At 44.6% G+C, this 21,237-nt stretch carries 22 protein-coding genes; 15 read left to right on the top strand and 7 right to left on the bottom strand.

The window, feature by feature from the left end; translation table 11 throughout:
* The first annotated feature begins 346 nt into the window (after positions 1 to 346).
* The 4 genes from H9L11_RS21745 to H9L11_RS21730 all read left to right on the top strand — a co-directional run bounded on the left by H9L11_RS21745 (position 347) and on the right by H9L11_RS21730 (position 3,199).
* Positions 347 to 1,069: a sulfite exporter TauE/SafE family protein gene (locus H9L11_RS21745; protein WP_042520743.1), complete on the top strand. Its 723-nt coding sequence runs from the start codon at positions 347 to 349 to the stop codon at positions 1,067 to 1,069.
* 102 nt (positions 1,070 to 1,171) lie between these two features.
* On the top strand, positions 1,172 to 2,077 hold the full coding sequence (rarD, locus tag H9L11_RS21740; RefSeq protein WP_031778926.1) for an EamA family transporter RarD: 906 nt from the start codon (positions 1,172 to 1,174) through the stop codon (positions 2,075 to 2,077).
* Between the two features lie 208 nt (positions 2,078 to 2,285).
* Positions 2,286 to 2,672: an MAPEG family protein gene (locus H9L11_RS21735; protein ID WP_005376510.1), complete on the top strand. Its 387-nt coding sequence runs from the start codon at positions 2,286 to 2,288 to the stop codon at positions 2,670 to 2,672.
* Positions 2,666 to 3,199 (top strand): hypothetical protein, encoded by a 534-nt coding sequence (locus H9L11_RS21730; RefSeq protein WP_033906497.1) that lies wholly within the window; start codon positions 2,666 to 2,668, stop codon positions 3,197 to 3,199. The genes H9L11_RS21735 and H9L11_RS21730 overlap by 7 nt, the downstream gene beginning before the upstream one ends.
* Positions 3,200 to 3,484: 285 nt before the next feature.
* Here H9L11_RS21730 and H9L11_RS21725 read toward each other — a convergent pair whose 3' ends face one another.
* Complete coding sequence (locus tag H9L11_RS21725; RefSeq protein ID WP_205391192.1) at positions 3,485 to 4,849, bottom strand: endonuclease/exonuclease/phosphatase family protein; 1,365 nt, start codon at positions 4,847 to 4,849, stop codon at positions 3,485 to 3,487.
* A 394-nt stretch (positions 4,850 to 5,243) separates the two neighbouring features.
* On the opposite strand from H9L11_RS21725, the gene H9L11_RS21720 reads away from it, so the two are divergent.
* On the top strand, positions 5,244 to 5,558 hold the full coding sequence (locus H9L11_RS21720) for a multidrug efflux SMR transporter (RefSeq protein ID WP_005376506.1): 315 nt from the start codon (positions 5,244 to 5,246) through the stop codon (positions 5,556 to 5,558).
* 79 nt (positions 5,559 to 5,637) lie between these two features.
* On the opposite strand, the gene H9L11_RS21715 is transcribed toward H9L11_RS21720, so the two are convergent.
* Complete coding sequence (locus tag H9L11_RS21715; RefSeq protein ID WP_033906499.1) at positions 5,638 to 6,543, bottom strand: DMT family transporter; 906 nt, start codon at positions 6,541 to 6,543, stop codon at positions 5,638 to 5,640.
* A gap of 169 nt (positions 6,544 to 6,712) precedes the next feature.
* On the opposite strand from H9L11_RS21715, the gene H9L11_RS21710 reads away from it, so the two are divergent.
* The 3 genes from H9L11_RS21710 to H9L11_RS21700 all read left to right on the top strand — a co-directional run bounded on the left by H9L11_RS21710 (position 6,713) and on the right by H9L11_RS21700 (position 9,386).
* Positions 6,713 to 7,171 (top strand): NUDIX domain-containing protein, encoded by a 459-nt coding sequence (locus H9L11_RS21710; RefSeq protein WP_033906500.1) that lies wholly within the window; start codon positions 6,713 to 6,715, stop codon positions 7,169 to 7,171.
* 104 nt (positions 7,172 to 7,275) lie between these two features.
* Positions 7,276 to 7,848, top strand: a complete 573-nt coding sequence (locus H9L11_RS21705; protein WP_033906501.1) for a GNAT family N-acetyltransferase — start codon at positions 7,276 to 7,278, stop codon at positions 7,846 to 7,848.
* A 125-nt stretch (positions 7,849 to 7,973) separates the two neighbouring features.
* Positions 7,974 to 9,386 (top strand): coniferyl aldehyde dehydrogenase, encoded by a 1,413-nt coding sequence (locus H9L11_RS21700; protein WP_033906502.1) that lies wholly within the window; start codon positions 7,974 to 7,976, stop codon positions 9,384 to 9,386.
* A gap of 175 nt (positions 9,387 to 9,561) precedes the next feature.
* On the opposite strand, the gene H9L11_RS21695 is transcribed toward H9L11_RS21700, so the two are convergent.
* Entirely contained in the window at positions 9,562 to 10,041 is a 480-nt protein-coding gene (locus H9L11_RS21695; RefSeq protein ID WP_005376501.1) for a YbaK/EbsC family protein, read from the bottom strand.
* A gap of 156 nt (positions 10,042 to 10,197) precedes the next feature.
* Between H9L11_RS21695 and H9L11_RS21690 the strand changes: the two genes are divergently transcribed.
* The 4 genes from H9L11_RS21690 (at position 10,198) to H9L11_RS21675 (ending at position 15,190) form a co-directional block, all read left to right on the top strand.
* Entirely contained in the window at positions 10,198 to 11,739 is a 1,542-nt protein-coding gene (locus tag H9L11_RS21690) for a glutamate synthase-related protein (protein WP_033906503.1), read from the top strand.
* Between the two features lie 186 nt (positions 11,740 to 11,925).
* Positions 11,926 to 14,100, top strand: a complete 2,175-nt coding sequence (gene katG, locus H9L11_RS21685) for a catalase/peroxidase HPI (RefSeq protein ID WP_017820988.1) — start codon at positions 11,926 to 11,928, stop codon at positions 14,098 to 14,100.
* Positions 14,101 to 14,265: 165 nt separating this feature from the next.
* Positions 14,266 to 14,718: an antitoxin Xre/MbcA/ParS toxin-binding domain-containing protein gene (locus H9L11_RS21680; RefSeq protein WP_017820987.1), complete on the top strand. Its 453-nt coding sequence runs from the start codon at positions 14,266 to 14,268 to the stop codon at positions 14,716 to 14,718.
* Between the two features lies 1 nt (position 14,719).
* The gene (locus H9L11_RS21675; protein WP_005376497.1) at positions 14,720 to 15,190 is read left to right on the top strand and encodes an RES family NAD+ phosphorylase; all 471 of its coding nucleotides are present in this window, start codon (positions 14,720 to 14,722) and stop codon (positions 15,188 to 15,190) included.
* A 29-nt stretch (positions 15,191 to 15,219) separates the two neighbouring features.
* Here H9L11_RS21675 and H9L11_RS21670 read toward each other — a convergent pair whose 3' ends face one another.
* Positions 15,220 to 17,118, bottom strand: a complete 1,899-nt coding sequence (locus H9L11_RS21670) for an acyltransferase family protein (protein ID WP_172563777.1) — start codon at positions 17,116 to 17,118, stop codon at positions 15,220 to 15,222.
* A 241-nt stretch (positions 17,119 to 17,359) separates the two neighbouring features.
* Between H9L11_RS21670 and H9L11_RS21665 the strand changes: the two genes are divergently transcribed.
* The gene (locus H9L11_RS21665) at positions 17,360 to 17,635 is read left to right on the top strand and encodes a nitrogenase-stabilizing/protective protein NifW (RefSeq protein ID WP_053349151.1); all 276 of its coding nucleotides are present in this window, start codon (positions 17,360 to 17,362) and stop codon (positions 17,633 to 17,635) included.
* 117 nt (positions 17,636 to 17,752) lie between these two features.
* Here the strand turns inward: H9L11_RS21665 and H9L11_RS21660 are convergent, their stop codons facing one another.
* Together H9L11_RS21660 and gloA are read right to left on the bottom strand one after the other, a co-directional pair.
* Positions 17,753 to 18,853 (bottom strand): alkene reductase, encoded by a 1,101-nt coding sequence (locus H9L11_RS21660; RefSeq protein WP_017820984.1) that lies wholly within the window; start codon positions 18,851 to 18,853, stop codon positions 17,753 to 17,755.
* Positions 18,854 to 18,864: 11 nt separating this feature from the next.
* Positions 18,865 to 19,251, bottom strand: coding sequence for a lactoylglutathione lyase (gloA, locus tag H9L11_RS21655; RefSeq protein ID WP_005376490.1), 387 nt, complete (start codon positions 19,249 to 19,251; stop codon positions 18,865 to 18,867).
* Positions 19,252 to 19,462: 211 nt separating this feature from the next.
* On the opposite strand from gloA, the gene H9L11_RS21650 reads away from it, so the two are divergent.
* Together H9L11_RS21650 and H9L11_RS21645 are read left to right on the top strand one after the other, a co-directional pair.
* Entirely contained in the window at positions 19,463 to 19,891 is a 429-nt protein-coding gene (locus H9L11_RS21650; RefSeq protein WP_031781242.1) for a PaaI family thioesterase, read from the top strand.
* 26 nt (positions 19,892 to 19,917) lie between these two features.
* Positions 19,918 to 20,307: a MazG nucleotide pyrophosphohydrolase domain-containing protein gene (locus H9L11_RS21645; RefSeq protein ID WP_205391191.1), complete on the top strand. Its 390-nt coding sequence runs from the start codon at positions 19,918 to 19,920 to the stop codon at positions 20,305 to 20,307.
* A 43-nt stretch (positions 20,308 to 20,350) separates the two neighbouring features.
* Here H9L11_RS21645 and H9L11_RS21640 read toward each other — a convergent pair whose 3' ends face one another.
* On the bottom strand, positions 20,351 to 21,226 hold the full coding sequence (locus H9L11_RS21640; RefSeq protein ID WP_047101465.1) for a universal stress protein: 876 nt from the start codon (positions 21,224 to 21,226) through the stop codon (positions 20,351 to 20,353).
* Positions 21,227 to 21,237 lie beyond the last annotated feature (11 nt).

Raw genomic sequence — 21,237 nt, 5'->3', positions numbered from 1 at the left:
GAGGTGAGTTGTAAAGTGCTATACCGACGCCGCACTAATTGACTGAATCCATTAAATGCAATGGAGAATTCACGGGTCTAATTCTGCTAGATTTTAAGAGGTCATTAATTCCGCTGAAGAAATGCTGCGTGAACAGGCGAGCATGAATCCTCTTCGATGTAAGCAAACATGTACATCAGCGGAATGAAATACAAAATGCAAATGAGGGCGAACCGCACAAATGGATTGTCTTTTTATTCACTTTGATGAATGCTACGCGGAATTCATATCGCAGTATGCCTGAGGTATTCATCATGCGAATGTGCTTTGGTCTTGTGTTTATTTTTCAAATATAAGAATAATCTAAATGGAATTCGATTCGATAAACTTCCTTGCAATAGGTTTGATATTTCTTGGCTCTTATGTCCAGACCGCAATCGGTTTTGGCTTGGCTATTGTTGCCGCACCTTTACTGATTCTTTGGGCGCCAGAATATGTTCCTGCGCCAATCTGTTTAGTCGCGTTATTTATTTCGTTGATGAATGCGATGAAGCACCGCAGTAGTGTTGAAATCGGCGGCTTAAAGATGGCGTTGATTGGGCGAGTGCCGGGATCAATTGCTGGTGGCTTGCTACTCTTTTTTGTATCTACACAAACTCTCACGCTTTGGATTGGTTTGTTGGTGCTGTTTGCAGTCGTGGTGAGTGTTTTACCGTTTCGGGTTGAGCCTACGCCTTCGCGTATGACATGTGCTGGTTTCTTTTCTGGGTTGTTTGGTACCAGTTCTGCGATTGGAGGCCCTCCGATGGCGTTATTGTTGCAGCATCAAGAAGCAAATCAGTTACGCGGCAACTTATCGGCTTTTTTTGTTTTCAGTTCGATTATTTCACTAATAGTACAAATCCCAGTGGGCTTCTTCACATTGCATCATTTGGTCATTACTATTCCTCTATTACCTGCTGCGGCGCTTGGTTACTGGCTAGCAATGAAAACTACCCAGTCGTTACCAAAAGAAAAGATTCGGTTTGGGGCACTTATGTTGTGTTTTGTGAGTGGCTTTACCGCCGTCGTACAAGCGTTGAGCCAATAATGCCATCTGCATCATAAAGTCACTGCGGGATTGCATTCCTTTTTATGTATGGCGGACTTGTTTACTTACGCCAAATTGGTCGTTTAGATGGGCGATAGTTTTATGAATAACACTCGTTATGGCACTTTTATGGCAGCATTCTCCTTTGTGATCTGGGGATTGCTACCAATTTATTATCGTTATTTACCAAATGCTTCTATGGATGAGTTGCTAGCATGGCGAATCATTGGGTCTGTACCTGTCGGGTTTCTAATTGTACTTGGGATAACCCGTCGAGGGCTGAATTGGAAAGAAATCTGGCTTGATAAAAAATCCTTGTGGTACACGTTTGTGGCGAGCAGTTTGATGTGTATTTCTTGGAGTGCGTTCACTTGGGCTTTGACCCATCATCGGGTCATCGATGCCAGCTTAGGCTTCTTTATTGGACCATTAGTATCTGTTGCGCTGGGCGTATTTATTCTTGGGGATAGGCTCTCAAAAGGCAAACTTATTGCAATAGTGTTGGCAACAATTGGTGTTATGTATCAAGTGATTCACTATGGTCAGCTACCCGTTATCGCACTAACGATGGGGTTGTTCTTTGCTTTGTATGGGCTGTACAAGAAGAAGATAAATTATGACTGGAGTACAACCTTGTTTGTTGAGGCGTTGTTACTGACTCCAGTTGCACTCGCATATTTGCTCTATAAACAATGGGCAACTGGTGAACTGGCTTCGGGCACAGATACCACAACATTGCTTTTGTATTTTGGCAGTGCACCTATCACACTTTTACCACTCGTATTTTATTCTATCGCAATACGTATAACTAATTTATCAACCGTCGGTCTAATGCAATACATCGAACCAAGCTTGCAGTTTGTGTTGGCAGTTATGTTTTTTGGCGAGTTGTTTGACGAAGTGAAAGCGGTGACCTTTGCATTTATTTGGGTAGGGCTGTTGTTCACAATTTTTGAAAGTATTATCAAAGGGCATCGGCGCAAAAAGCTGGTCAAACACCCCTTATAGTGGTTTCAATATTCTCACATATTAGCTTCTTTATTCTTATGCCCTCATTCGAGGGCATTTTTAATACCATAAAGCATTGGCTTTCGTTTTTTGCCCGAATAGAAATCATAACTTGAGATTATTTGACGCATTATCATAATGATACCGCTATAGTTATAGCCAAGTGACACGCTTATATAAGTGAAAACCAGATCAAGAAGGACGACATATGATCACAGCTCTGTATGCCAACATTCTCGCAATACTCATTATTTGGTTGGCTGTTCAAGTAATTAAGCAACGTCGCTTAAATCAAATTGCTTATGCCGATGGTGGGGTAGAGGCTCTACAAATTGCTCGTAGTGCCCAGAGTAATGCGACAGAATATATCCCCATCACCCTGATTTTAATGGCACTTTTAGAATTTAATAGTGCTTACCCAACATGGATACATCTCACCGGTATTATTTTTGTAATTGGTCGAGTTATTCATGCTAAAGGCATATTGAAAAAAGACTTGAAAAAGCGCATTAGAGGGATGCAGGTGACATTTCTGGTGATACTTTCATTGGTTGTGTTAAATATGATTTACCTGCCATACGATAAGTTATGGTAAGTCTGCGACGTTACATTCCACCACCTTGGGTACTCGTTCTGATTGGATTAGTACTGAATATTGGCGCGATCATCGTTACTAGCTTAGTCCTTGATAAGTTGGGTAAACAGCACTCGCAGCTCGCAGAGCAAACAGCAGAAAACTTGTATTCCATCCAACTCGCATGGAACAGTGTGGAAACCCTAGAAAGGAAAAGAGAAGCTTTACTGCTGCATGTGCACATAAGTCAGAGCGTAGCGATACCTTTAGAGCTAGAAGAGGTATTAGCAGGGCATTTATCTTCTTGGGTTCTCAACGAGTCGGATGAAATAAAAATTGATCAACTTCCTCAACTGATGTCAAAGATAAATCAGGCACAAGCTTCGTATAGAGACCGCATCGATAATTACTACATTGAGAATGTAGAGCTCAATGAGGTAATGGCAAAGCAGGATGAAAAGATCGCTTGGTACAAGAATATCGGACTCTTCTTGCAAGTATTCGGACTTGCGTTAATCCTTGCACGCGACTTAGCTAGGAAGCAATAAAAGCAAGAGCTAAAGATCAGGTTTATTGCGAAATGCCAATGGTAGTTTGCAAATTGCAATTTATTCTGTGAGCAAACAGTAGCTATTGGTTAAGTTTTAATGAAAGTGATTAAATAACAACCTGTTTTTGTGCACTGAAAAGTTGGCACGCCTCATGCTTTAGTATGAGTGACCCTTTCTAAGCCGAGGGTCACCTAGCCAACTGACGTTGTTAGTGAACCATCTTGTTCACAAATATATACAGCCAATCACGACTCCTTGTGGTTGGCTTTTTTTTTATGCGGTCTAGAACTGTGCTTTAATCCAGATCATGCGATGGTCGGAAGATACATCCTTACCATCACCATACTTACCGATACGTGCATCGTTAAATAGTTTATGGCCTTCTTCATAAGACGCTGACCAGTACACACCAGAGTCTATTACATTCAAATTTGCTGAAGGCAAGGCATAGTCTACCCCTAAGCCAAACGTTGAAGTGATGCGATTCGGATATGGGTGAGTTGAACTGCGGTCAACAGCGTGTTCAGCTGCACCAAAGCTTGTTGGGTAAAGCTCACCATTCATCACGGTTTGGTTAACCAATGGATCGTTGTGCAGCTCCTGCATTACAGAGCTAATACCGTCACCAGACACTGGATCAAGGTTTTGATCACCCATCATTACGAATTTAGCGCCGTTCGTTAAGCCACCTGTTTTACCCGCATCGTCGTAAAAATAGTCTTTGCCTTGAATGTAATGATGCCAAAACTCCACTTCTGCTGCGTTTTGCGCTTTGTTTTTACCGGTGTCGAATACTGGTGGAGTAGGATGAGACATCAACAAGTGTACAACTTCCTCGCCATTGCGAGTTGGAATGATGATTGGCGCGTCGACGTGATTTTTCGAAGATAGACGCACTTGATCCCATTCTTCCGCTGAGTACCATTCATCACCACACTTCATGCCGTCTGGAATCTTTTGCGAACCGTCACAGATAGTAATGGTTGGAATTTTCGCACCTTCCATATCTTTCCATTTAAATGCTTGGAATGTACGTGTGTTTGCCGTGTCAATTTTATACTTAGACATAAGGGCAAATGCATATTGACCATGGTACATGCCAAAGCCCCATGCATCACCTGGCATTTGACCTGCGGTTCCGTTGTTGTCGAGATCAAACTCACTCAACAACCCTGTATTGGTTGAATAAGATTCAGCATAAGGGTATTCAATAGGCTCAAGGTTTGCTTCACCGCCCGCGCCATCGATACTTTGCGCGACAGACAAGTAGTTCTTCTGGAATCCTTCAATGGCTGCTTTGTTTTTACCTGTTCCATCGTTGTTGTATTCCGCCATCATGAGAACATCAGGACGATTCTTTTGAATGATTGCTGCAACGTTACGAATTTGAATGACTTTTTCCGCAGTGGTTTTGTCTTCGGCTGCGATTGAACCGTCTAAATAAGAGGTGACCAACGCAGCTTGCTGCGTTGGTTCAATTTGCATTTCATCTACCAAAGTTTCGAAGGTAGCGCGGTCAAAAGAGAGGTTGTAAGTCGCTATTTTTACTTCTTTAGGCTGAACATTGACGTATTCAGTATCGTCATTACATCCAGATAGTAGAGCGGCGCCAACAAGGACAGCGATAGAGGTTTTGATTGCTTTCATGGGTACGTCATACCTTATAATTAATTCGGCTGAATATTAAAGTCATCAGTCATTGTTTTAAGCGATATTAGTCACACAAACGTTTTCATATTTACATGTTCAATTAGTTTTTGTGTGATTTGTGCAATAAATGCAACACTTTCAACACCAGAAGGTTATATGTAAATTGTTAAAAAACGGTGTCGTTATTGATGCGAAATAGAGAGTCCGCCACCGTTAAAAAGAAAAGCGTAGAATTTAAGAGTGCATGAGATGTTTGAGTTGTATGCTTATCGCCGTGTTTTATTTTTTATGTTTAGATTTCCGTATATAATAAGCAGTCAATCAGAAGTGAGGACGACCTCACCGCTCTATCTTTTCTCGGGGACGACCCCATCTCGTTGGGAAATGTGACATGGCTTGGGGAATTCTCTTCATTGCGGGCTTGTGTGAAATCGCATGGGCTGTCGGTCTTAAATATTCACAAGGGTTTACCAAATTCGGTGCTTCGGCATTCACTATTGTCTTTATGTTATTGAGCTTTTGGTTGCTTGGCATTGCGTTAAGAACCTTGCCTTTAGGCATTGCTTATGGAGTATGGGTAGGGATTGGCGCAATAGGCACGGCAGTCGTGAGTATTTATCTGTTCAATGAGCCAGCAACACTTATCAAAGCCTTAAGCTTGCTAATGATTGTCGCTGGTATCGCAGGGTTAAAAATATCAGCTTAACGTTAGGCTAAACACAAAACAGCCAGAGTCACTCTGGCTGTTTTTCTAAATGTCGTGTTTACGGTTCTAGGTAGGTATATCAAGCGTTGCGCTTAACAAAAGGTAACCGTAAGTGATGACCAAACGCATTAATTAATGCGCCTGTAACAATCAGACCGCCACCGACGTACGTCCAAATGATCGGAACCTCGCCAAAAAAAATGATGCCTAACAACACAGAAAATACGATCTGGATATACGAATAAGCGGAGGCTTTACCCGCTTGTTGAGTTTGCATCGCTTTGGTTAACCCCAATTGCCCAATTTGGGTAAAGACACCAACTAGAACCAACATGAAAGTCAGATATAGATCGGGCATTACAAAATCGTCGCCAATCAGTAAGAGTGAAGCGGGGAGAGCAACCAACGGGAAATAGAAAATGATCACTGAGCTGTCTTCTGTCTGACTCAGTTTTCTGACAATGACGTAGGCAATTGAGCTACCAAATGCGCCTAAGATCGCAATCATGACGCTAAACATTGGTAAAGCGCTATCTGAGCCTTGCCCAGTTTCTGGGCTTACCATGATATAGATGCCGAGTAAGCACAACGCAATACAAAGGAAAGTTGACGGCTGGATGCGCTCTTTCAAGAAAAATACGGCGAGTAGTGCAGTAAATACCGGATGAATATATTGGAATATCGTCGCTTCTGCCAAAGGTAAGGTGGTCACTGAATAATATACACACATCAGAGCCATCGTGCCCACAGCACCGCGTGCAAATAGTAATGGCTTATTATTGCCCCATACAGAAATTCGTTTTCGCTTTACATCGAAATAACTAATGATAAGTGAAACGAGCGCTCTTGCTGCAACGATTTCAAAAACGGGGATACCGTAGTTGCCGACGTGCTTTACTGTAGCCGACATCAGAGCAAAGCCGAACGCGGAAAGCACCATAAAGCGCACACCGATGGGAATCATAGTGTTGAATGAATTGGACATTTTACTGCTCATTTGTTGCGACAGATCTCACTTTAGCATACTTAGTTAGCGATTAAATCCTCTCAACTCAAACACTTCTGTCGACAAGATGAATAAACAGTAGAATACGTAGCAATTAATCTGCCTCTCTTCAGCGTAACAATAAAAACTCGATATTTAAGGAGCTTACATGATCCCGATAAAAGCAACGCATGTTTCAGGCGTTGTCATTTCAAAAATTGATGGCATAGAAAAAATGCTGTTACTCAAACGCGTAAAAGGTGGCTATTGGTGCCATGTTGCAGGTGGTATCGAAGCGGGTGAAGCCGGGTGGCAAACCATTTTAAGAGAGTTAAAAGAAGAGACACTAATTGACCAAGTTGAGTTACATACAGCAGACTTTCTAGAGCAGTTCTACGAAGCAAAAAATAACCGTATCATGGTTATCCCATGTTTTGTGCTATTTTGTCCGCCTAACCAATCAGTTGTTCTTAACGATGAGCATACAGAGTATCGCTGGTGTACGCTTGAAGAAGCTAAGCAGCTGGCTCCGTTTGCCAATCAGCATCACCTCTATGAACATGTATGGAAGCATTATGTAGATGTGGCATCACTAACGCCATTTACGCTGATCGATCAAAAGGGCTAAATGAACGGCAACGGCTTTGATTAGTTTTTATAGAGAGGTTTGTTCTCATAAAATGAAGCGTTAGGATTTGCGCTGAGCGTTCACAATAAAAAGGAATAACATCTATGGATGAAGTTACATGCCAAGAGACGTATCAAGGAAATCACTTACAGAAGCGTTTTTCCGTCTCGCAAAGGGTCTCAATTGAGCCCCTCAACACGAAACACGCGTCCGCTTTACTAGAGGTTGTGAACACTCACCGAGAGAGCCTTGAGGGCTATCTACCTTGGACGGATTCTGTCACGAATCATAGAGAGGCCGTGAACTACATTTCCCTGCGAGTGAACAGTAACGCGCTGGATTCCCACTGGTGTGCAATTTATTTTGATGAGCAGCTTACGGGTGTTATTGGCATTAAAGGTGTGGATTTACATACACGTGTTACTGAAATTGGCTACTGGCTTGCCAATAATGGGCGAGGCCATCGTGTGATTGATCAAGTACTCGCAGTATTGATCCCTTTTTTGAAGCAGAAAGGGCACGCACAATTCATTCAGTTCCATTGTATGGAAGATAACATCGCTAGCATCAATATTGCTGAGCGTGCAGGCGCCACATTAAAAGAATACGTTGATCATGAGTTTGATATGCTTGACCGCTCTCAACGACTAGGCATTTATGAACTACGTTTGATGTAGTATCCACCCCAGAGATATTTTAATCAGAGTTCGAACTCTAACTTCACGAGCGCTACAATAGTAACATTGTTGCGCTCGTGTTAACTTGGAGCGTCATTGGTAGAAACTAGGCTAGGAGAAGCATCATGAACGCAATCACAGAGGTTGAAGTAGATAACTTGTTACAGCAAAGCCTCGAACGCTTAAAAGCGGCATATGCAGCCGAGCCTTATCCTAGTTTGGATGAACGTAAACAGCGCCTCGTTTTGTTAAAAAAATCGCTGCTTGAGAACAAACAAGCTTTGGTTGAAGCGTTAAGTGACGATTTTGGCTATCGTTCAGAATTTGATACCGCCATGACCGACGTTTTGCCAACGGTCTCGCATATTAATTATACCCTCAAACGACTAAAAAAATGGTGCAAACCCAGCAAGCGCGAATCCGGCTTATTGCTCGCACCTTCTAAAGTCACCGTTCAGTATCAACCGTTAGGTGTCGTCGGGATCATTTCACCGTGGAACTTTCCTGTGATTTTGAGCCTTGCGCCTTTAGTGACAGCATTGGCTGCTGGCAACCGCGTGATGATGAAGCTCAGCGAATTTACGCCAAAAACCAATAAAGTCATCGTCGATATTTGCCGTGGGTTGTCTGAGTATGTCGAAGTTTTTGAGGGTGAAGCAGACGTCGCACAAGCATTCAGCCAACTGCCATTCGATCACCTTTTGTTCACGGGTTCTACGAGTGTTGGTCGCGCAGTGGCAAAAGCGGCAGCGGAAAACCTTACCCCGGTGACGTTAGAGTTGGGTGGAAAGTCCCCGGTGATCATTGCAAAAGATGCAGACATGAAGAAAGCCGTTGATGCTATCTTGTTTGGTAAATGCATTAATGCAGGCCAGATTTGTGTCGCGCCTGACTACGCGTTTGTACCGCAAGAACGTGTCGAAGAGTTCATTTCGTTATTCTTAAAACGTTTTGAAAAGCTCTATTTAAAATCCAACAAGAATCAAAAGCTGACCCATATTGTCAACCAACGACAATATGATCGTTTGACTGCGCTACTTGAGGATGCAAAAGCGCAAGGTGCTAACCTTCACACTGTTGAAGCGTCGCCCCAAGAGGAACGACTTCTGTATCCTCATTTGGTCACGGATGTGTCGCCGAATATGCGAATCATGCAAGAGGAGATCTTCGGGCCATTTCTACCTGTTAAGCCCTACAATGCCGTTGATGAAGCGATTGACTACATTAATCAGCGCCAAAGACCACTTGCGCTGTATGTTATGTCGGACGACAAATCGACCATCAAACATATTGTACGCAACACCCACAGTGGTGGCGTCGGCGTTAATGATACGGTTTTACATGTTGGCGCTGAAGATGCGCCTTTTGGTGGCGTTGGTGAATCGGGTATTGGGCATTATCACGGAGAGGAAGGATTCAGAACTTTTAGTCATGCGAAAACCATTCTTCACACACCGAAATGGTTGCCAAGAACGAGCGTATTAATGCGCCGTAGGGCTATGGCGATAAAAGCGATCCAAAAGATCTTTGTTCGATAATAATTATGATTTGATTGATAAAAAACCGCCCGAATAGGCGGTTTTTTGTTTCTATATGCTCTGAAACGCTGAGCACCAAAGTCCGAGAAACTTCCATCGCGTGCTACCAACAAAACAAAGAAAGGCTCTTGTTGAAAGAGCCTTGTTCAGGAAGTGTCGAGAGATCTTGGCAAGTTTAATGCAGAACTTCACTGCTGAATCTTAGATATCTACAGTCGTTCATCAGTTCTTTAAACGCCTTTCGGTCCAGCTTAATCAGAGTTTCATGATCGCCAGCTTCAAGGTAGACATGTTCCAAGTTTGCTAGTCTTTCATCGCAAACTGTCGACATGTGGTAAGGGCTACCAATCGGTGGAATAGCGCCGTGTTCACAATCGGTGAAGAGTCGGTAAACCATACGCTCTTTCACCAAGTGGAAGGTGGCATTAAATTCGTCGTTTAATCTCGACAAACTGATTTTGTTGTTGGCAGGTAAGACCGCCATCATATGACGCCCTTCATGATCCTCTAGAATCACACCTTTTGCGATATTCATTAAAGGCACACCTGCTGCAACACCACTTTGTAGCGAGCTATGACTGTGGCTGTGATTCACGGTTTGAAAGTGAATGTTATGCTCAGTCAAATATTCATCTAATCGGGTTGCAATCGTCATATAGCCTCCACGTGTATGAGACCCATAAAAAGTATAGGTTAGTCGGGCGACAATCGCGCATTTTACTCGGCGACACTGACGCTCTTTACGCTCCTGTTCTACGCTTATTGCAAGCCAGCGAGAAAGCATGGTTAACAATAATAAATAGGGGGCAACATGAGCAAGCCAATCATCGCTGATAACAAGCCGATCAAAGTAGAGTTGAAAGCTGGGCAAGAATATTACTTCTGCCGATGTGGGCGTTCTAAAAAACAACCTTACTGCGATGGGTCTCATTCGGGAACCGGCTTAAAGCCAATGAGCTTTAGTGCGGAAAAAGACGAAGATGCCTATCTCTGCCAATGTAAGCATACCGCCAATGCTCCTTTTTGTGATGGTACACACAAGCGATTTACCGCAGAGCAAGTCGGTAAAGAGGGACCGGAACAAAAGCGAGAGAAAAGAGACAAACCAACGGCGTCTGCTACTCAAGAAGAACCAACCCTCGAGTTTATCCACCAATTAGCGAGAGAAGGACTCTCTAAACTCGGTCATCATGGTCCGATGGCTGCAATGGGGGTTCCTAGGCATTTGCTACCACATTGGGATGCTATACAAATTATGGTGGCGCAAATGGCGACACAACCGTTGTTGGAAGACGTTCCTGTGTCTACCGAGTTGATTGTGGGACCAAACGCGCGTAAGCCGCTCAGACTCGCCATTCCTTTGTTGGTGTCGGACATGAGTTTTGGCGCACTTTCTGAAGAGGCGAAAATTGCACTAGCAAAAGGTGCAGAGTTGGCAGGGACTGGGATTTGCTCTGGTGAGGGTGGCATGTTACCGGAAGAACAAGCCGCTAATTCACGGTATTTCTATGAGCTTGCTAGTGCTCAATTTGGCTACGACGAATCTAAGCTTCTTAATGTTCAGGCGTTTCACTTTAAAGGTGGGCAAGGAGCAAAAACGGGCACGGGTGGTCATCTGCCTGCAAATAAAAATGTAGGTAAGATCTCTCAGGTGAGAGGCATCCCCGAAGGACAACCAGCGATATCACCACCAACGTTCAAAGATCTTCACACTACTCACGATTTCAGAAAGTTTGCTGACAGAGTTCGTGGCATCACAGGCGGTATTCCAATTGGATTTAAACTCAGTGCCAACCATATTGAGCAAGACATTCAGTTTGCGCTTGATGCTGGGGCTGATTATATCATCTTAGATGGTCGCGGTGGTGGCACGGGTGCGGCGCCAACTATGTTCCGTGATCATATTAGTGTGCCCACCATCCCTGCATTAGCTCGTGCACGTAAGTACTTAGATGAAAAAGGCGTAAGTGACCGCGTCACATTAATCATCACCGGTGGGTTGCGAGTTCCTACGGATTTTGTCAAAGCGTTGGCACTTGGAGCAGACGGAGTAGCGATAGCAAACAGTGCGATGCAATCGATCGGTTGTGTCGCGGCTCGCATCTGCAACACCAATAATTGCCCGGCAGGCATTGCGACACAAAATGCCGATTTGAGGCAGCGTCTCGACGTTGAAAAGTCATCCCAGCAACTGAAAAATTTCTTCGAATCCTCGGTCGAGCTCATGAAAGTCATGGCGAGGGCGTGTGGTCATCACGCTCTGAATGAATTTAGTCATCATGATTTAGCGACCTGGGATCACAACATGGCGAAGCTGTCTGGGATTAAGTATTCAGGTATGGACTTAAACTGATCTCTATCCATATTTTCTGCATATAGGTACATGTTTGATAACAATTATTTATTCGCTGAAATGTTTGAAATTTTGACTTGGCGTTAACTAAAAAAACAGTGTATGAACTACGCTGTTTGAGGTGGATATTCGATTTATTGAATAACAAAGAGTGGTTACCACAACCACGACACGAAGGAGCATTATATGAGCAAAGCAAACGGCGGTTCGGTAGGTAAATGTCCAGTTATGCATGGTGGGCAAACATCTACAGATAAGTCGGTGATGGATTGGTGGCCGAATGCCTTGAACTTAGACATCCTGCATCAACACGACTCCAAAACCAACCCATTTGGTCAGGACTTTAATTACAAAGAAGAACTGAAAAAGCTAGATGTCGAAGCACTTAAAAAAGATTTAAAAGATTTAATGACTGATAGCCAAGACTGGTGGCCTGCCGACTGGGGACACTACGGTGGTTTAATGATCCGAATGGCATGGCATGCAGCGGGCAGTTATCGTATTGCGGATGGCCGTGGCGGTGCTGCTACAGGCAACCAACGCTTTGCTCCTCTCAACTCTTGGCCAGATAACGCCAACCTCGATAAGGCTCGACGCCTTTTATGGCCAATCAAGAAAAAATATGGCAACAAACTAAGTTGGGCAGACCTGATTGTCCTTGCCGGTAACATGGCGTACGAATCCATGGGTTTTAAGACCTTTGGCTTTGCGTTTGGACGAGAGGACATCTGGCACCCAGAAAAAGACACTTACTGGGGCTCTGAGCAAGAATGGTTAGCCACAAGTGACGCTGATAACAGCCGCTACTCTGGTGAGCGAGATTTAGAAAACCCGCTTGCTGCGGTAATGATGGGTCTTATCTATGTGAACCCTGAAGGGGTAGACGGTAACCCAGATCCTCTCAAAACAGCACATGACATGCGAGTGACCTTTGCGCGAATGGCAATGAACGATGAAGAAACCGTCGCGCTCACAGCTGGTGGTCACACGGTGGGTAAGTGTCATGGTAATGGTGATGCCGCAAACCTTGGCCCAGAGCCCGAAGCAGCAGACGTTCATGAGCAAGGTCTTGGCTGGATTAACCACAAAACACGTGGTATTGGCCGTGACACGGTAACGAGTGGCATTGAAGGTGCTTGGACAACACACCCTACACAATGGGACTACGGATACTTCCACCTACTATTTAAGTATGACTGGGAACTGAAAAAGAGCCCAGCCGGCGCATGGCAATGGGAGCCAATCGACATTGAAGAACAAGACAAGCCTGTCGATGTTGAAGACGGTTCTAAGCGCTACAATCCAATCATGACCGACGCCGATATGGCGCTCAAAATGGACCCTGAATATCGTAAGATTGCAGAAAAGTTCCAAAATGACCCTGCGTACTTTGATGACGTTTTTGCTCGTGCCTGGTTTAAGTTGACACACCGCGATCTAGGACCAAAATCATGTTATTTCGGCCCTGATGTGCCAAGCGAAGATCTTATTTGGCAAGACCCAACGCCCGCAGGTAAGACAGACTACGATGTTGATTTAGTAAAAACAAAAATCGAAGCAAGTGGCCTATCCATTAGTGAGTTAGTAAGTACGGCGTGGGATAGTGCGCGTACTTACCGTGGCTCTGACCGCCGAGGCGGTGCAAATGGCGCGAGAATTCGCTTGGCTCCGCAAAAAGATTGGCAAGGGAACGAACCTGAACGTCTAAGACGTGTTCTTGCGGTGTTAGAAAAAATAGCAGCAGAAGAGGGCTGTAGTGTTGCAGATGCTATCGTGCTTGCTGGTAACGTAGGTATTGAACTGGCTGCGCGTGCCGCAGGTCATGATGTTTCCGTACCATTCGCGCCAGGCCGAGGTGATGCCACCCAAGAGATGACGGATGTGGAATCGTTCGAAGTACTTGAGCCTGTTGCTGACGGTTTCCGAAATTGGTTGAAGAAAGACTACGCGGTTAAGCCAGAAGAGCTTTTATTAGATCGTGCTCAGCTTATGGGGCTAACGGCGCCAGAAATGACGGTACTTATCGGTGGTATGCGCGTTCTAGGCAGTAACTACGGCGGTGGAAAAGAGGGCGTATTTACTGACCGAGTAGGCACTTTGTCGAATGATTTCTTCGTGAACCTTACTGACATGGCATATACGTGGAAACCAGTGAGTGCTAATCAATATGAAATCCGTGATCGTAAAACCGATGCTGTGAAGTGGACGGCTACTCGAGTGGATCTTGTCTTTGGTTCAAACTCGATCCTGCGTTCGTATGCGGAAGTGTATGCGCAAGATGATAATCAGGAAAAATTCATCCATGACTTCATCGCCGCATGGACGAAAGTCATGAACGCGGATCGTTTTGACTTGCAATAAGTGAAACGATGCCCGTCGGTAAATGGGTTGATGAATAAGTAAGAGAGGCGGGCGAAAAGCTCGCCTTTTTCTTTACCTATCTTTTTACTTTGATTGTTACTTTGATTGAAAGTTAAGCTCATTTGAACCATAATAACTGGACCATATGAACCATAGGAGCTTGATATGGCAACTGCAGCATTAAAAAGCTTCAAACCGAAACAACCTCATAAAGCCAATTTCTGGTTTATGTTGGGTATTGAAGACGCTGAAACAGGTCGCACTGATGCGGTTCACAAAGGCTTTGAGCCAAAGGTGTATCGCAATATTGTTGAGCGTGTGAAGCTTTCTCAGAGTGAGTTTCAAAACGTCACATTGATACCTGTTAGCACGATCAAGCGTCGTCTAAAAAACGATGAGCGCTTCAATACGCAAGAAAGTGATGCAATCTATCGATTAGCGATGTTATTGAAACTCGCGACAGAACTGTTTGACGACGAAGAGCGCGCGTTAAAATGGATGAGAGAGAATGTGTACGGCTTAGGTGGAAAACGTCCACTTGATATGGTCTCGACCACGGTGGATTTTGAAATCGTAAAAGATTTGATCGGCCGTTTAGAGCACGGGGTATTCTCGTAATATGAAGCTCTATCGTCTCACACAAAAGAAATTTGCTGACACGCCATTCAGCCCCGTTGGCGCAAAGTTGTTTGGAGGGCGATGGAACTCAAAAGGAACCGAAGCCCTCTACTTCTCTGAATCGGAATCCCTTTGCTCGTTGGAAGTATTTGTTCACGTAAACAACGATCCTGCTATCACCAAACTTTACGATTTATATCGTATTGAAATGCCAGAATACCTCATCGCCACCTTAGATGAAGAAGATCTCCCTGTGACGTGGCGGGCAATACCGGCGAGCGAGTCTACGCAGTACATTGGTGATCAGTTTCTCAATGATCCTCATCCAGAGTTTGCCGCGCTGCAAGTGCCTTCAACGATTTCACCTCGTGATAAAAACTACGTGGTGAATCCAAATCATCCCAAAATGAAAGAGATCATCAAGAAAGCCGAAAAGCTCGATTTCGCGTTTGATCCGCGCATTTTCAAATAGACGCCTAGCTTTGTCTTGCTTTAAAGCATTCAGCGCTTACCTGAGATAAGCGCTGAAGCATAAAAGTTTATTCCCTTGGTTATTCGGTCGTAAGTGAACTGTTGCGCTTCATTTGTACTGTTGTGGTAATGCCCAAGCACCAACTCAGCACCTTTGTAAGATAAATGGCTGTCATCCGTATACATCGCATTGTTTGCTCCAACTCTCATTCGACATACGCCATTTCTGCAAATGGCATCGGTCAAGTCGACAAACTCAACGTGCTCAAATTGCTCAAAGTAGTTCACTAACTTCGCCACGTTTTGAGGGTGATGTTGTTTGGGAGAAAAGTCGCAGGCAGACTCTTCTGTCTCGCCAAACAAACGCGCTTTCCAAAGGCATTCTCCTACCGCAAACGGTGCAGAAGGGGTTGGACCGAAAACGACCACTTCCTTTCCTTTCAGTTCATTCAATAATTTGGTTAATGATGCTTCATAATCGGCTTGTGAAAGCTCTTTATTGAAATTAGAAGAGATAACAACGCGACGAATGGAAGGGGTACTTAGAATGGTATCGACAGCCTCATTGAAGAACTGTCGGCAAGAAATTGAGCCAGCAGCTTCTAGGATGTCGACATAACCGACCGCACAGGAATCTTGAGTAAGTTGCACCACGCCAGTTGGTGTTACTTCGGATAGACGCTTCACGTAAACCATGCTGTGACTATTGCCTAACACAGCGATGGCGGGCTGCGGCGCAGACGAACACACATCGTTAACGTTGGTGTTGCCGTTGCAATCTAAACCATAACCGTTGTTAACGCGCATGGCCTCGAAAAATGCGCTTCTTTCTGGAAAACCACCGTTCTGATGACCGATAACGCCGAGCGTTAGCAAGGGCAACGTCAACAACACAATAACCGCGGACACAGTGCGCATGCTCATGGCTTTTCGGCTACGGAACGGCTTTTCAATAAAGCGCCAAGTGAAGTAAGAAAGTACAAAAAGAGTGACAACGTAAAGTGGGATATTGATGTCTTGTGTTGTGTCCAACACGTAGCGGTAAAAGACAAATAATGGAATGTGCCACAAGTATAAGCTGTAGCTGATTAAGCCGACGAACACGACCCACTTTAGGCTCAGTAATCTACCGCAGACATTGTCTTTAGAGGCAAACAAAATCACCAACGCGCTACCGATGACTGGCACCAGCAGCGTAATGCCCGCGCCATCTTGCGATTTTTCAAACAAAAGCGCGGAAGCCAATATCAAAACGATGCCAATGGTTGCTAGAGTATCGTTAGATTGAACTTGGACTTTTCTCATCACTAATGCGAGTAATGAACCGGTTGCCAGCTCCCAAGCGCGAGAGAAGATCATGTAAAAAGCGAAATCAGGATCGTTGCTCGCGTAGACAATAGTCATCAAACTCAGCGCAAATACCGCGATGAAAAAAGTCAGGTAAAACGCGTTTTTACCACGAGCGAGTAGCATGAGTAGTAAAGGAATGACAATGTAGTATTGTTCTTCAACGCCCAAGCTCCAAGTGTGAAACAGCGGATTGGCTTGATCTTCTAAACCGAAGTAATTGTGGCCTTTTAGATACAGAAGAATGTTGGATGAAGAAAGAATAGAAGACACTGCGAACTGACCAACGTCTTTGTGTGCTTGCGGCAAAAATAGCCACCAAGACATCAAATAGCTGACGGCGATCACCACCAGTAAGAGGGGGAGTATACGACGAATGCGTCGCTCATAAAAATCACCAAGGCTGAACTTCTGGTTTTCTAAGTCGTTAATCACGATGGCAGTGATCAAATAGCCGCTGATCACAAAGAACACGTCGACGCCAATAAAGCCACCAGCGAATTGCTCAACTCCTGCATGAAACAAAATCACCAACGTGACAGCAATCGCCCTTAATCCGTCTACTTCTGCTCTGTAAGTCATATCGTGTTGCTCCAACATTCCGTTTAATGAAGTAGAGCAAAATATGAACCAGAAATAATGTTTATTTAAATCAGTGCCTTAAAATGATCATCAAAATGAAAATGCTAGGTGGGTTAACGAATTCCCAAATTGAATTTCAATATGGAAACCCCATAAAGAATGATCTTAAGAAGTGCTAAATCAAAGAACGTAAAGCGCGAGGCACTTAGACTTCATTGAAAATGATTACGCTAAAGAAACGATGACAGAGAATACGATTCAGGAAAAAATTGCCAGCTTTACTTGTATCGAAGAGGCTTTGAATTACTTCGACATCGAGTTTGATAGCCGATTTATCGAAAACAATCGAACCGAGTTGGTTAAGAGGTTTAACGGCTACCTAATCCTCACTAAACCGGATGATTGGTTTTCAGGTCGTCGTGCTTTAAAGAATGCTTACTGTAAAGTACAACGCAGTTTGCTCAGTAAAACGACGCGCTCTGCGTGTCGAGGTTGTACATCTTGTCAAAGACGTTAATTCTGGTGGCTTGCCTAAAAAGAACCCTGCATCTTGGTGTCACAGGGGGAAGAGCAAGGTTCTTTTGGTTTCGCTATTGGTTTGTCGCGAGTTACGAATCAGCTTTACGTAGATGAATTAACCCGCGTGATACGCAGGGTAGTCCACCAAGCCTTTTTCACCGCCGCCGAACAATGTGGCAGGGTCATGTTCTGCCAGCGGATAGCCATGCTTGATGCGGCTTGGTAAGTCTGGGTTTGCAACAAACGGACGGCCAAAGCCAATCATGTCGGCTAAACCACTTTCAATCGCGTGTTGCGCCTTTTCTGCGTTGTAACGACCGGCATAGATCAGTGTGCCTTTATACGCCTCACGAACTGCGGTTTTAAAGTCGTGCGGAGTGTCTGGCGCGTCGTCCCAATCCACTTCAGCAATGTGAATGTAAACCACATTGAGTTTATCAAGCAGCGCTGCAGCGGCGGTGTAGGTTTCGACTGGCGTACTATCAACGGTGCCATTTAACGAAGTGAATGGTGCAAGACGAACACCAACACGCTCAGCGCCAATAGCTTGCGTCATCGCCTCTACCACTTCACCAAGAAAACGCAGACGGTTTTCAATTGAGCCGCCGTATTCATCGGTGCGGTTATTCGCTTCAGAATCGATAAACTGGTTAACCAAGTAGCCATTCGCTGCATGAAGCTCGATACCATCGAATCCGGCTTCTATCGCGTTTAGGGCGGCTTGGCGGTACTCTTCAATAACGTTCTTGATGTCTTGTTTGGTCATTTCACGTGGCTCAACCACGTCGACAAAACCCGGTTCGTCTGTGCCGTTATCGACAAATACTTTCACGTTTTCTGCTTTTAGCGCAGAAGAAGAAATAGGCTGCTCACCGCCAATGTTATCAGGGTGAGTCACGCGACCAACGTGCCACAATTGCGCGAAGATAGTGCCGCCATTCTCGTGCACCGCATTGGTTACCTTTTTCCAGCCAGCAATTTGCTCTGGGCTGTAAATGCCTGGTGTCCATGCATAGCCTTGACCCATTGGCGAAATTTGTGTGCCTTCAGCAACGATTAGGCCCGCTTCAGCACGTTGAGCATAGTAGGTCGCCATCATGTCGTTAGCGATATTACCTGGTTGAGAAGCACGAGAGCGCGTCATCGGAGGCATAACGATACGGTTTTTTAATGAGAGAGAGCCAAGTTGAATGGGTTGAAATAATGCGTCTGTCATAGGAAACCTCGTTATTTTTGAGTTTGGATGAGTTCGATTTGGTAACCATCGGGATCTTTAATGAACGCGATGTGAGTTTCTCCGCCTTTCATTGGACCTGGCTCGCGAGTAACGTTGCCACCAAGCGCTTTAATTTTTTCGCAAGCGGCGTAAATATCTTCAGACCCCAGTGCCATGTGTCCGAATGCGTTACCCAAGTCGTAACTGTCGGTATCCCAGTTATAAGTTAGCTCGATGGTCGCGCCATCTGGTTGATCAGGGTTACCAACAAACACCAGTGAGTAACGGTATTCTTGGTTTTCAAAACGATCCAAAACACTCATTCCCAGAACTTTTGTATAAAATTCGATAGATTTGTCTAGGTCAGCAACACGGATCATCGTGTGGAGAAACTTCATAAGTCGCCTTTTCATAACGTTGCGTAATCACTATGCAAACCATATCGCCACTCTAAATAAACTGGAAATTATCGTTAATTATCAAAATGATTATTTAGTGTTATGAAAAGCGAGGTTGCTGGCCCTGCAACATGCAAACAAAGATTACTCGCCGTTTCTTTTTAATTGTTGGCATATGCTAATTACTCTTTTGAGAAACCGAGTAACTATCATGTCCACAAACAGCTACTGTCATTACACTCACGAGTCTCATCATCAATGTGCGGTTTGTTCTTCAATTAATGTGAATCCGAACTCTTTGGCCGTGAACTATCAATACCTAGCCGATGGCTCTGTTGTCGGAGAGTTTCACGTTTTACCGCGTCATCAAGGTTACACAGACCTGTTGCATGGTGGTATTGCCAGTTCGCTTCTCGATGGTGCAATGACGCATTGTTTGTTATCTAGAGACATTCAAGCCCTTACGGCGCAGTTGGATGTGCGCTACCATGCACCTATTCAGTTAGATGATCGAGTCACGATTACTGCACACTGTGAAGGTGAACGACGCGGTATATATCAACTGGTGGCTCAATTGCGGGTCGAAAGCGAAGTTAGAGTGACGGCTAAAGGGAAGTTTATTCGTCCTAAAAAGGCATAAATAAAAACGTGTTCTACGGAGAGGCAATGAAGAAATTTGATGAGCTGTATGCAATTGCGACGAGAAAATCTCAATATGACCAAACCAATACTTGGTTTAAAGGCGTAGAGACTTATCTGGAGGCCATTGGCAAAGAAGTTGATGAAGTCCGCGAAGAGATTCGCGAGGATCGCCTTTGTCATTTGGAAGACGAGTTAGGCGATGTGTTGTGGAACTACCTTAACGTATTAAAAGCGCTGGAAAGAGAAAAGGGTATAGATCCTGAGAAAGTACTCGAAAGAGCCTGCACTAAATACGAGCAGCGTGTATCTGCGATTGAATCGGGACGCTGTTGGGATGAGATAAAACAGCAGCAGAAACAAGCCTTGAACGCGGAACATGAAGCCGCGCAGTTAGAAGATGTAAAGAGCCAATAACTGCGCTTGGTATTGAAAGGATAGGTTAATAGGGAATACCTAGTCAGCCCTTGGAGCTGTTGACCAACAGTAGGTCACAAGGTGGTTGATCAAGTAACGTGTCTACAGTGCTGCCAGACCAAAATTGAGATGACATGCTTCGTTTACATGCCCCCATAATCAAAATCGCTGCTTGTGATTGCTTAACTGCTTTTGGTAACGCCGTTTCAGGGTTTCCTTCTGGCAGCAGTAGTGGTACTCGAGTTAACCTTTGCGCACTAATAAAATCTGTAATGCCTGCTTTTTGGTTGCTTAATATCTCTGCACGATAGCGAGAGAGGTATGGCGCGACGTATCGGCAGTAAACGAGCGTCATTTTCCCGCTTAAGGTTTGTTCTAATTTTGAGCCTCGCGAGACGATGGCTTTATCTACTATCGACTTTTCATCCCCTCGATGAAGTGGGTCGATTGCACAAAGCATGTTGGCGTGAGAAGGCCATGAACGCTCACTCAGTAGCAACAAGTCGCAATCTTGTTGTGCTAGTTCTGTGAGCATCGTTTGAATCTCGTGTTTGTTAAAGTGTCCCACGAGCAGTAAGTCAGTGTGGTCAACAAGTCGTTTCGCAACTTGCTCAACCCAATGACTCCCTTTGAAATGCTCGTAAGAGAGCGTTGGCGTTTCAAGCTCTTCTTCTTCACAAAGTTCGACAATTAATGCGTTGAACTTTAAGGTCCAAGCTTCAAACTCAGCTTGTCTTTTTTCTATATGGTCAGAGTTGAAACTGAGAAAATGAGCGAATGCGTGATCTTCACTTCGGCGATGGTCTTCCACTAAAACCACAATAGGCTGAGCCAACGCTGTCGAAAATTGAATCACTTTACGAAGCACCTTACGACTTGGTAAGGCGGCCTGCTGAGTCAGAAAAAATACAGGTGCCATTGATTACTCCA

This window comes from Vibrio sp. sp1, assembly GCF_016920955.1.
GTDB classification, from domain to species: Bacteria; Pseudomonadota; Gammaproteobacteria; order Enterobacterales; family Vibrionaceae; genus Vibrio; species Vibrio alginolyticus.
The sequence above is the reverse complement of the archived record's forward strand: the minus strand, read 5'-3'. Positions and strand labels throughout refer to the sequence as shown.

Bases quoted from the DNA above. Each gene is read 5' to 3' on its own strand.
- H9L11_RS21745 (WP_042520743.1), top strand. From the start codon at position 347: ATGGAATTCGATTCGATAAACTTCCTTGCAATAGGTTTGATATTTCTT.
- rarD (WP_031778926.1), top strand. From the start codon at position 1,172: ATGAATAACACTCGTTATGGCACTTTTATGGCAGCATTCTCCTTTGTG.
- H9L11_RS21735 (WP_005376510.1), top strand. From the start codon at position 2,286: ATGATCACAGCTCTGTATGCCAACATTCTCGCAATACTCATTATTTGG.
- H9L11_RS21730 (WP_033906497.1), top strand. From the start codon at position 2,666: ATGGTAAGTCTGCGACGTTACATTCCACCACCTTGGGTACTCGTTCTG.
- H9L11_RS21725 (WP_205391192.1), bottom strand. From the start codon at position 4,849: ATGAAAGCAATCAAAACCTCTATCGCTGTCCTTGTTGGCGCCGCTCTA.
- H9L11_RS21720 (WP_005376506.1), top strand. From the start codon at position 5,244: ATGGCTTGGGGAATTCTCTTCATTGCGGGCTTGTGTGAAATCGCATGG.
- H9L11_RS21715 (WP_033906499.1), bottom strand. From the start codon at position 6,543: ATGTCCAATTCATTCAACACTATGATTCCCATCGGTGTGCGCTTTATG.
- H9L11_RS21710 (WP_033906500.1), top strand. From the start codon at position 6,713: ATGATCCCGATAAAAGCAACGCATGTTTCAGGCGTTGTCATTTCAAAA.
- H9L11_RS21705 (WP_033906501.1), top strand. From the start codon at position 7,276: ATGGATGAAGTTACATGCCAAGAGACGTATCAAGGAAATCACTTACAG.
- H9L11_RS21700 (WP_033906502.1), top strand. From the start codon at position 7,974: ATGAACGCAATCACAGAGGTTGAAGTAGATAACTTGTTACAGCAAAGC.
- H9L11_RS21695 (WP_005376501.1), bottom strand. From the start codon at position 10,041: ATGACGATTGCAACCCGATTAGATGAATATTTGACTGAGCATAACATT.
- H9L11_RS21690 (WP_033906503.1), top strand. From the start codon at position 10,198: ATGAGCAAGCCAATCATCGCTGATAACAAGCCGATCAAAGTAGAGTTG.
- katG (WP_017820988.1), top strand. From the start codon at position 11,926: ATGAGCAAAGCAAACGGCGGTTCGGTAGGTAAATGTCCAGTTATGCAT.
- H9L11_RS21680 (WP_017820987.1), top strand. From the start codon at position 14,266: ATGGCAACTGCAGCATTAAAAAGCTTCAAACCGAAACAACCTCATAAA.
- H9L11_RS21675 (WP_005376497.1), top strand. From the start codon at position 14,720: ATGAAGCTCTATCGTCTCACACAAAAGAAATTTGCTGACACGCCATTC.
- H9L11_RS21670 (WP_172563777.1), bottom strand. From the start codon at position 17,118: ATGACTTACAGAGCAGAAGTAGACGGATTAAGGGCGATTGCTGTCACG.
- H9L11_RS21665 (WP_053349151.1), top strand. From the start codon at position 17,360: ATGACAGAGAATACGATTCAGGAAAAAATTGCCAGCTTTACTTGTATC.
- H9L11_RS21660 (WP_017820984.1), bottom strand. From the start codon at position 18,853: ATGACAGACGCATTATTTCAACCCATTCAACTTGGCTCTCTCTCATTA.
- gloA (WP_005376490.1), bottom strand. From the start codon at position 19,251: ATGAAGTTTCTCCACACGATGATCCGTGTTGCTGACCTAGACAAATCT.
- H9L11_RS21650 (WP_031781242.1), top strand. From the start codon at position 19,463: ATGTCCACAAACAGCTACTGTCATTACACTCACGAGTCTCATCATCAA.
- H9L11_RS21645 (WP_205391191.1), top strand. From the start codon at position 19,918: ATGAAGAAATTTGATGAGCTGTATGCAATTGCGACGAGAAAATCTCAA.
- H9L11_RS21640 (WP_047101465.1), bottom strand. From the start codon at position 21,226: ATGGCACCTGTATTTTTTCTGACTCAGCAGGCCGCCTTACCAAGTCGT.